The sequence below is a fragment of the Streptomyces carpinensis genome, assembly GCF_002154505.1.
GTDB classification, from domain to species: domain Bacteria; phylum Actinomycetota; class Actinomycetes; order Streptomycetales; family Streptomycetaceae; genus Streptomyces; species Streptomyces carpinensis.
This window is the reverse complement of record NZ_MUBM01000009.1, coordinates 1-8,774: the sequence shown is the minus strand read 5'-3', so window position 1 is coordinate 8,774 and position 8,774 is coordinate 1. Positions and strand designations below refer to the sequence as shown.

At 69.4% G+C, this 8,774-nt stretch carries 8 protein-coding genes, 1 tRNA gene and 1 pseudogene; 2 read left to right on the top strand and 8 right to left on the bottom strand.

The window, feature by feature from the left end; genetic code table 11:
• Positions 1-1,253, top strand: a 1,253-nt coding sequence (locus BZY54_RS01490) for a phosphoenolpyruvate carboxylase (RefSeq protein ID WP_143667970.1), incomplete at its 5' end; no start/stop codon positions are given.
• A gap of 68 nt (positions 1,254-1,321) precedes the next feature.
• Here BZY54_RS01490 and BZY54_RS01485 read toward each other — a convergent pair.
• The 8 genes from BZY54_RS01485 to BZY54_RS01450 all read right to left on the bottom strand — a co-directional run bounded on the left by BZY54_RS01485 (position 1,322) and on the right by BZY54_RS01450 (position 7,955).
• Positions 1,322-2,068, bottom strand: a complete 747-nt coding sequence (locus tag BZY54_RS01485) for an LPXTG cell wall anchor domain-containing protein (RefSeq protein WP_086722508.1) — start codon at positions 2,066-2,068, stop codon at positions 1,322-1,324.
• Positions 2,069-2,203: 135 nt separating this feature from the next.
• Positions 2,204-2,752, bottom strand: a complete 549-nt coding sequence (locus BZY54_RS01480) for a hypothetical protein (RefSeq protein WP_086722507.1) — start codon at positions 2,750-2,752, stop codon at positions 2,204-2,206.
• A 52-nt stretch (positions 2,753-2,804) separates the two neighbouring features.
• On the bottom strand, positions 2,805-3,416 hold the full coding sequence (gene pth / locus BZY54_RS01475) for an aminoacyl-tRNA hydrolase (protein ID WP_086722506.1): 612 nt from the start codon (positions 3,414-3,416) through the stop codon (positions 2,805-2,807).
• Between the two features lie 87 nt (positions 3,417-3,503).
• Positions 3,504-4,100, bottom strand: coding sequence for a 50S ribosomal protein L25/general stress protein Ctc (locus BZY54_RS01470; protein WP_086722505.1), 597 nt, complete (start codon positions 4,098-4,100; stop codon positions 3,504-3,506).
• A gap of 206 nt (positions 4,101-4,306) precedes the next feature.
• Entirely contained in the window at positions 4,307-5,281 is a 975-nt protein-coding gene (locus tag BZY54_RS01465) for a ribose-phosphate diphosphokinase (protein WP_086722504.1), read from the bottom strand.
• A gap of 147 nt (positions 5,282-5,428) precedes the next feature.
• On the bottom strand, positions 5,429-6,877 hold the full coding sequence (glmU, locus tag BZY54_RS01460; RefSeq protein ID WP_086722503.1) for a bifunctional UDP-N-acetylglucosamine diphosphorylase/glucosamine-1-phosphate N-acetyltransferase GlmU: 1,449 nt from the start codon (positions 6,875-6,877) through the stop codon (positions 5,429-5,431).
• A 114-nt stretch (positions 6,878-6,991) separates the two neighbouring features.
• Positions 6,992-7,063 (bottom strand) — tRNA-Gln (locus BZY54_RS01455).
• A 22-nt stretch (positions 7,064-7,085) separates the two neighbouring features.
• Positions 7,086-7,955: a hypothetical protein gene (locus tag BZY54_RS01450; protein WP_086722502.1), complete on the bottom strand. Its 870-nt coding sequence runs from the start codon at positions 7,953-7,955 to the stop codon at positions 7,086-7,088.
• 162 nt (positions 7,956-8,117) lie between these two features.
• On the opposite strand from BZY54_RS01450, the pseudogene BZY54_RS01445 reads away from it, so the two are divergent.
• A pseudogene (locus BZY54_RS01445) lies at positions 8,118-8,774 on the top strand (sensor histidine kinase); the annotation flags it as partial.

The window sequence follows — 8,774 nt, the reverse complement described above, 5'->3', positions numbered from 1 at the left end:
GCGTGCAGGTCGAGCAGGCCGTCCTCGCCCGCGAGGCCGGCCTGCTCGACCTGCACGCCGGCTGGGCGAAGATCGGCATCGTGCCGCTGCTGGAGACCACCGACGAGCTCAAGGCCGCCGACACCATCCTGGAGGACATGCTCTCCGACCCGTCCTACCGGCGGCTGGTCGCGTTGCGCGGGGACGTCCAGGAGGTCATGCTCGGCTACTCCGACTCCTCCAAGTTCGGCGGCATCACCACCTCCCAGTGGGAGATCCACCGGGCCCAGCGCCGCCTGCGCGACGTCGCCCACCGCTACGGCGTACGGCTGCGCCTCTTCCACGGCCGCGGCGGCACCGTCGGCCGCGGCGGCGGCCCCACCCACGACGCCATCCTCGCCCAGCCCTGGGGCACCCTGGAGGGCGAGATCAAGGTCACCGAGCAGGGCGAGGTCATCTCCGACAAGTACCTCATCCCCTCCCTCGCCCGGGAGAACCTGGAACTGACGGTGGCCGCGACGCTCCAGGCCTCCGCCCTGCACACAGCCCCCCGCCAGTCCGGCGAGGCCCTGGCCCGCTGGGACGCCGCCATGGACGTGGTCAGCGACGCCGCCCACGCCGCCTACCGCCGCCTCGTCGAGGACCCCGACCTGCCGGCGTACTTCTTCGCCTCCACGCCCGTCGACCAGCTCGCCGACCTCCACCTCGGATCGCGTCCCTCCCGCCGCCCGGACTCCGGTGCCGGGCTCGACGGACTGCGCGCCATCCCCTGGGTGTTCGGCTGGACCCAGTCCCGGCAGATCGTCCCCGGCTGGTTCGGCGTCGGCTCCGGACTGAAGGCACTGCGCGAGGCCGGCCTGGACACCGTGCTCGACGAGATGCACGGACAGTGGCACTTCTTCCGCAACTTCGTCTCCAACGTCGAGATGACACTCGCCAAGACCGACCTGCGCATCGCCCAGCACTACGTCGACACCCTCGTCCCCGACGAGCTGCGGCACATCTTCGACGTCATCAAGGCCGAGCACGAACTCACCGTCAGCGAGGTCCTGAAGATCACCGGCGGGAGCGAACTCCTCGACGCCCAGCCCGTCCTGAAGCAGACCTTCAGCATCCGCGACGCCTACCTCGACCCGATCTCCTACCTCCAGGTCGCCCTGCTCAAGCGGCAGCGCGACGCGGCGGCAGCGGACGAGGAGCCCGACCCGCTGCTCTCCAGGGCCCTGCTCCTCACGGTCAACGGCGTGGCGGCCGGCCTGCGCAACACCGGCTGACCCCGCCACGCACGACAGCGCCCCCGGGCTCGTACGAGCCCGGGGGCACTCCTCGTCCGGCGGACCGCTCAGCCGCGGCGGGCCCGGCGCCGCAGCACCAGGAAGCCACCCGCCCCGACCAGCGCGGCCGCGACGCCCGACAGCAGACCCACCGGGGCGCTGCTGCCCGTCGCGGCGAGGTCGCCGCTCGCGCCGCCCTGCGCGGACGGTGACGACGAGGCGGCGGGAGCCGCAGCCGAGGAAGCCGACGCCGAAGAGGAAGCCGGCGCCGAAGAGGACGCCCCCGCGGTCGGTGACGCGGAGGCTCCCGGCGTGTCGGTCCCGCCGGGAGCGGAGCCCGGACCGCCGGGCGTGGAGCCGGGCCCGCCCGGCGTCGAGCCGGAACCGCCGTGCTCCGGCGCGCAGTCCGTCCAGAACACCTTGTGCTTCGCGGCACCCTTCTCGCCGTCGAAGTTCCAGAACAGCTTGTAGTGCCCGTCGGGCAGAGACAGGTCCTCCGTACGGCCGTGGCCGCGGGCGTTCAGGGTGATGTCGCCGGACTTCACGGTCTCACCCTTGGTGGCGGCCTTCGGGGCCCACGCCTCGATGTGCCAGTGCACCTCCTGCACGCCGTCGAATCCGAAGGCGTCCAGATAGAACGTGCAGACGTGGGGCTCGTTCCGGCGCAACTCCTCGCCGGTCTTCGCGTCATGGATCTTCACGGTGCCGTTGTCACCGGGCCGGGAGGCGTGCGAGGCGGCGTGCGCTGCGGGAGCGAGCACAAGCGCCGCCGAGACACCGGCGGACAGCGCGCCGGCGCGAATCAGGGTACGCATGGGCAGTCCATCTTCGAGAATCGAACAGGAAGACTGTGGAGGGGGCGGCTCAGCTTCCCAGCGGCACCCCTGGCCCCGTCAATCACGAACCGGGAACAAACCCGTCTCCCACGGCGTGGAGAACACCCAGGCCCGTCAAAGCGCCAGAAAAGCCCCCGTCAGCAGCGCCACCCCCGACCCCGCCAGCACCCACGCCACCCGGGTCAGCCGCAGGCCGCCCGCCACCACGACCGAGGCCAGCAGCAGCGCGCCGCCCAGCGGAGCCCACGCGTACAGGATCCCGGCCGGGCCCGAGCGCAGCACCTCGTCGGTGCCCGGCTTCACCACCACGCTGTACGTCCGCCCCTTGCGCACCGCCGCCGAGCCGATCTCCACCCGGTCGCGGGCCGCCGACCCCGGCGACAAGGGCGTGTACGGGCCGCTGCACGTGCCGTGGGCGCACCGCGTCACCTCGACCGTCCCCCGCTCCCGCCCCTTGGTCAGCACCACGTACGGCACGGTGCTCCACGACGCCCACACACCCGCGATCAGGATGAGCACGGCGACCGCGCCCATCGACACGACCCGCCCGAACCGCAACGCGGCGAACGACGCCTTACGCGCGGCCTTGCGGGCCGTGCGGTTCGTGCGGGCCTGACGGGAACGACGGGCGGTGGCTGCGGCGGCAGGCATGGCCGGGATCATTGGCCATCCCCCCACACCCGGTCAACTCCCGGCCCACCCGGGGCCGGACAAGTCAGGAGTTGTACGCGCTTTGCGCCCGCTCCAGCCCCTCCGCCAGCAGACACTCCACCGAGTCCGCCGCCCGGTCCACGAAGTAGTCCAGCTCCTTGCGCTCCGCCGCCGCGAAGTCCTTCAGGACGAAGTCCGCCACCTGCATACGGCCCGGCGGACGCCCGATCCCGAACCGCACCCGGTGATAGTCCGCGCCCATCGCCTTCGTCATCGACTTCAGACCGTTGTGCCCGTTGTCGCCGCCGCCCAGCTTCAGCCGTAGCGTGCCGTAGTCGATGTCCAGCTCGTCGTGCACCGCGACGATGTTCGCCACCGGCACCTTGTAGAAGTCCCGCAGCGCGTTCACCGGACCGCCCGACAGGTTCATGTACGACATCGGCTTCACCAGGACCACCCGGCGGCTCTCCGGACCAGGCGGACCGATCCGCCCCTCCACCACCTGCGCCTGCGCCTTGCCCGCCCGCTTGAACCGGCCTCCCATGCGGTCGGCCAGCAGATCCACCACCATGAACCCCACGTTGTGCCGGTTCATGGCGTACTCCGGTCCGGGATTGCCGAGGCCGACGATCAGCCAGGGGTCACGCGCGGAAGTCGCCGGGGTGGTCACGTCCATCTCTCCTTGATACGGCACCAGCCGCTGCTCCCCGAAGAGAGCAACGGCTGGACAAGCCACCGCTGTGGGTCACGGCCGAACCGCGGATCAGGCCTCCGCGGCCTCTTCGCCCTCGGTCTCCTCGCCCGCCGGGGCCTCCTCGGCCTGCGCGGCCAGGACCTGCAGGACGACGGCGTCCTCCTCGACGGCCAGCGTCACACCGCTCGGCAGGGCGATGTCCTTGGCGTGGATCGAGGCACCGGCCTCCAGACCCTCCACGGACACCGTCACCTGCTCCGGGATGTGCGTGGCCTCGGCCTCGACCGGCAGCGCGGCCAGGACGTGCTCCAGCAGGTTGCCACCCGGGGCCAGCTCGCCCTCGGTGTGCACCGGCACCTCGACCGTGACCTTCTCGCCACGCTTGACCAGCAGCAGGTCCACGTGCTCCAGGAAGCCCTTGATCGGGTCGCGCTGCACGGACTTCGGGATCGCCAGCTCGTTGGTCTTGCCGTCGATGTCCAGGGAGATCAGGACGTTCGGCGTACGCAGCGCCAGCAGCAGCTCGTGACCCGGCAGCGTCAGGTGCAGCGGCTCGGAACCGTGGCCGTAGAGAACACCCGGAACCTTGCTGTCACGGCGGATGCGGCGCGCGGCACCCTTGCCGAACTCGGTACGGGTCTCGGCGGCGAGCTTCACCTCGGACATGCTCTTCACTCCTCGTAGAAGTAGGGGATGCGGTCACCCGGCCACACGAACGGCCTGCTACGAAGAGCGCGTCGATTACGGACCGCCGTATCCGCCCGAAGACGGCCACGGCCTCCCTCGCCGAGCAACTGCAGCAGTCTACTCGGAGAGGGAGGCCGTAACCAAAAACGATCTACAAAGACCCGCGAGGAGTCACAGAGTGATCGTTACTGCTCGTCGAAGAGGCTCGTCACCGAACCGTCCTCGAACACCTCACGCACCGCACTCGCGATCGTCGGCGCGATCGACAGCACCGTGATCTTGTCCAGCTCCAGCTCACCCGGCGTCGGCAGCGTGTTCGTGAACACGAACTCGCTCACCTTGGAGTTCTTCAGCCGATCCGCCGCCGGACCCGACAGCACACCGTGCGTCGCCGTCACGATCACGTCCTCCGCGCCATGCGCGAACAACGCGTCCGCCGCCGCACAGATCGTGCCACCGGTGTCGACCATGTCGTCCACCAGCACACAGATCCGGCCCTTCACATCACCCACGACCTCGTGCACGGTGACCTGGTTCGCCACATCCTTGTCACGCCGCTTGTGCACGATCGCCAGCGGCGCGCCCAGCCGGTCGCACCAACGGTCCGCCACCCGCACCCGGCCGGCGTCCGGAGACACCACCGTCAGCTTCGAACGGTCCACCTTGTTGCCCACGTAGTCCGCCAGCAGCGGCAGCGCGAAGAGATGATCCACCGGACCGTCGAAGAAGCCCTGGATCTGGTCCGTGTGCAGATCGACCGTGAGAATCCGGTCCGCACCGGCCGTCTTCATCAGATCGGCCACCAGACGCGCCGAAATCGGTTCACGGCCCCGGTGCTTCTTGTCCTGCCGCGCGTAACCGTAGAACGGCACGATCACCGTGATGGAGCGGGCCGACGCGCGCTTCAGCGCGTCGATCATGATCAGCTGCTCCATGATCCACTTGTTGATCGGAGCGGTGTGGCTCTGGATCAGGAAGCAGTCCGCACCACGGGCCGACTCCTGATAACGCACGTAGATCTCACCGTTGGCGAAGTCGAACGCCTTCGTCGGGACCACCCCGACACCCAGCTCGTGGGCGATTTCCTCGGCAAGCTCGGGGTGGGCGCGGCCGGAGAAGAACATCATCTTCTTCTCGCCGGTCGTCTTGATCCCGGTCACAGCAGTGTCTCCTCAGAGGGTGTTCGCAGCTGGATGTCGAGATGACCTCGTCAACCGTGTCAACCGTGCGCGAGAGGCCGTCTCAGCTGGTGGGGGTGCGGGTGTGCACTTATCACGGTACGCCGTGTTTGGCGCACCCGTTTCCGGTCAGGCTTCGCCCTCGGGCTTCCGGGACACCGCCTCGGCCGCCTTCGCGGCCGCGCTCCCCGGACGCTTGCGAGCCACCCAACCCTCGATATTCCGCTGCTGGCCACGGGCCACGGCCAGCGAACCGGGCGGTACGTCCCGCGTGATCACGGACCCGGCGGCGGTGTACGCGCCGTCCCCGATCGTGACAGGCGCCACAAACATGTTGTCCGAACCGGTACGGCAGTGCGACCCCACCGTGGTGTGGTGCTTGTCCTGCCCGTCGTAGTTCACGAACACGCTCGCGGCACCGATGTTCGTGTACTCACCGATCGTGGCGTCACCGACGTAGGACAGGTGCGGAATCTTCGTCCCCTCACCGATCGCGGCGTTCTTCGTCTCCACGTACGTACCCACCTTGGACTTCAGCCCGAGGCGCGTACCGGGCCGCAGATAGGCGTACGGCCCCACGGACGCCTCCGGGCCCACCACGGCCCCGTAGGACACGGTGTTGTCCACCCGCGCCCCCGCCCCGACCCGGGTGTCGGTCAGCCGGCTGTTCGGCCCGACCACACTGCCCTCGGAGAGATGCGTCGACCCGTGCAGCTGGGTGCCCGGCAGAACGGTGACGTCCTGCTCGAAGGTGACGGTCACGTCGACCCACGTGGTCGCCGGGTCCACGACCGTCACCCCGGCGAGCATGGCGGCGGTCAGCAGCCGGTCGTTGAGGATCCGCCGGGCCTCGGCGAGCTGCACGCGGTTGTTGATCCCCGCGATCTCCCGGTGGTCGCCGGCCACGCAGGCCCCGACCCGGTGACCGGCCTCACGCAGGATCCCGAGGACGTCGGTGAGGTACTCCTCGCCCTGGCTGTTGTTGGTCCGCACCTTGCCCAGCGCGTCGGCGAGCAGCCGCCCGTCGAACGCGAACACCCCGGAGTTGATCTCCCGGATCGCGCGCTGGGCCTCGGTCGCGTCCTTGTGCTCCACGATCGCGGTCACGGCACCGCTGTCGCCGTCGCGCACGATCCGGCCGTAGCCGGTGGCGTCCGGCACCTCGGCGGTCAGCACGGTGACGGCGTTGCCGTCCTCGCCGTGGGTGGCGGCCAGCTTCTGCAGCGTGTCACCGGTGAGCAGCGGCGTGTCCCCGCAGACGACGACCACGGTCCCGTCCAGGGACCCGCCGAGCTCCTCCAGCCCCATGCGGACGGCGTGCCCGGTGCCCTTCTGCTTCTCCTGCACGGCGGTGCGGACCTGGGAGTCGACCTCGGCGAGATGCGCGGTCACCTTCTCCCGCGCGTGCCCCACCACGACCACGAGGTTCTCGGGCTTCAACTCGCGCGCGGCGGCGAGCACATGACCGACCAGGGAACGGCCACAGATCTCATGCAGGACCTTCGGTGTGGCCGACTTCATACGGGTGCCCTCACCCGCTGCGAGAACGACGACGGCTGCCGGGCGAATGGCGCTCACGGGATGCCCTTCGGCTTTTGGGTGGGGTGGACATCCGCAGGATACCGGGGTGGGGCGAGGGGGAGACGAGAGCGGGTCCTGACCCTGTGTGGGTCAGGACCCGAACCAACTGAGCTCCCCCGCCAGGACTCGAACCCGGACAGATGGCACCAAAAGCCACAGTGCTGCCAATTACACCACGGGGGATCATATCGACTAAACCGGACATTCAGCCCGGCTGCCGAGCGGCGCCCTCTACTATGCCGTACCAGGCGCCCTCCATGCGACGATACAAGTCGGCGCTTTGGAGAACGTAGATGACCAGGCAGCCGCGATAGGCCTCCGAGGTGTTCTTCCGGCTTGTCTTCGGGTTGTGCTTCTTGAGTGTGGCCTTCTGGAATGCGGAGGGCTCCACGCCCACCAGTTCGGCCCAGAACTCTTCGGCATCCGTGACGTTGGCCGACTCGTGGGTGCTCACCCGGAAGCGCAGACGCCGGCGTTCCACGCCAAGTGCGTCGAGCCAGCTCAAGAAGAATTTGATGACGTTCGGGTCGCTGTTGATGAAGTGCAGCCTCTCGCGGCGGCTGTACGACTTGTCCTTGGCGCCCTCGGCCCAGTAGAGGACGACGCCCGCCAGGAAGACCTCTCGGTCGGAGAGGCTGCCGACTGCTTGTTTGGCGGCCGCCTTCGTGTGCCGGCGCTCCTTCTCGCGGCTTTGTAGTGTGGCCTCCCAGCCCCGCCTTGCGATCGCCGACGATTCTTCGCGGGTCCGCTTCTGCCGCTCAGGCTTCGGCAGGTCCCGCACCCACAACGAGATGGAGCTCTTCGAGCACCCCAGCTCCGCCTGGATCTGGTCGTAGGTCCAGCCCTGGACGCGGGGCTCGCGTGCCTTGTCGCGCAGGTCGTCTTTCGCGTTCGGGCGCTTCGTCCACTCCGGAGCCGGTTCCCCTTCCAGGAGGCGGTTGAGGATGTCGTTGTTGTCGACGTGCAGGCGGTCCCGGATCTGCCGTCGGCTGAGTCCCGCCTGGCGCAGCGCGATCGCCCGCTCCCGTAGTCCCTCGAAGTCGGCGTACTTGCCGGATGAATGTGCCTTAGGCATACCGTGTGGCTGGAATGCCTGGTTCCGGGCTCGAACAGGGGTTGTTCAGCAGTTCGAGGGATACCGGCCGGTTTCGGTGACATTCGATTACGGAGTGTGGTCACAGTCCGGCACGAGAAACTCGCCGGAAAAGCCGGGGTGGGCGCCCGTAGGCTGGAGGGCATGACCAGGACGGGGGAAGAGCACCGGGCGGCCCGGACCGGGCCGTGGTGGTGGGCGCGATGGCGCAGTGCCGCGCTCGACGGGGGCCTTGCGCTGGTGTCCGCGGTGGAGTGCGGGGCCGAGGGCGTGCCGTTCGCGCGGGACGCCGGGGTTCCGGTGGCCGTCGGAGTCGTGTTCGGGGCGCTGGCCGGGTCCGTGCTGCTGATCCGGCGGCGGTGGCCGATCGCCGTGGTGCTGGTCGCGATCGCCGTCACGCCGGCCCAGATGGGTTTCCTGATGGGGATCGTCGGGCTGTACACCCTGGCGACGTGTGAGCTGCCGCGGCGGATCATCGGCGCGCTGGCCGGGATGTCGTTCCTCGGCACGATGATCGTGACGTTCGTGCGGGTGCGGCAGGACATGGCCCGGGGGGATTTCTCGCTCGGGGACTGGTTCGTTCCGTTCGCCGCGGTCACGACGTCGCTGGGGCTGACGGCTCCTCCTCTTCTGCTCGGGTTGTACGTGGGGGCCCGGCGGCGGCTGATGGAGTCGTTGCGGGAGCGGGCGGACAGTCTGGAGCGGGAGTTGCAGCTGCTCGCGGAGCGGGCGGAGGAGCGGGCCGAGTGGGCCCGGAACGAGGAGCGGACGAGGATCGCCCGGGAGATGCACGACGTGGTC

What these genes read in the sequence shown, in the direction of transcription:
- BZY54_RS01450 (WP_086722502.1), bottom strand. Translation starts at nt 7,955, where the DNA reads ATGCCTAAGGCACATTCATCCGGCAAGTACGCCGACTTCGAGGGACTA.
- BZY54_RS01470 (WP_086722505.1), bottom strand. Translation starts at nt 4,100, where the DNA reads ATGTCCGAGGTGAAGCTCGCCGCCGAGACCCGTACCGAGTTCGGCAAG.
- pth (WP_086722506.1), bottom strand. Translation starts at nt 3,416, where the DNA reads ATGGACGTGACCACCCCGGCGACTTCCGCGCGTGACCCCTGGCTGATC.
- BZY54_RS01485 (WP_086722508.1), bottom strand. Translation starts at nt 2,068, where the DNA reads ATGCGTACCCTGATTCGCGCCGGCGCGCTGTCCGCCGGTGTCTCGGCG.
- BZY54_RS01480 (WP_086722507.1), bottom strand. Translation starts at nt 2,752, where the DNA reads ATGATCCCGGCCATGCCTGCCGCCGCAGCCACCGCCCGTCGTTCCCGT.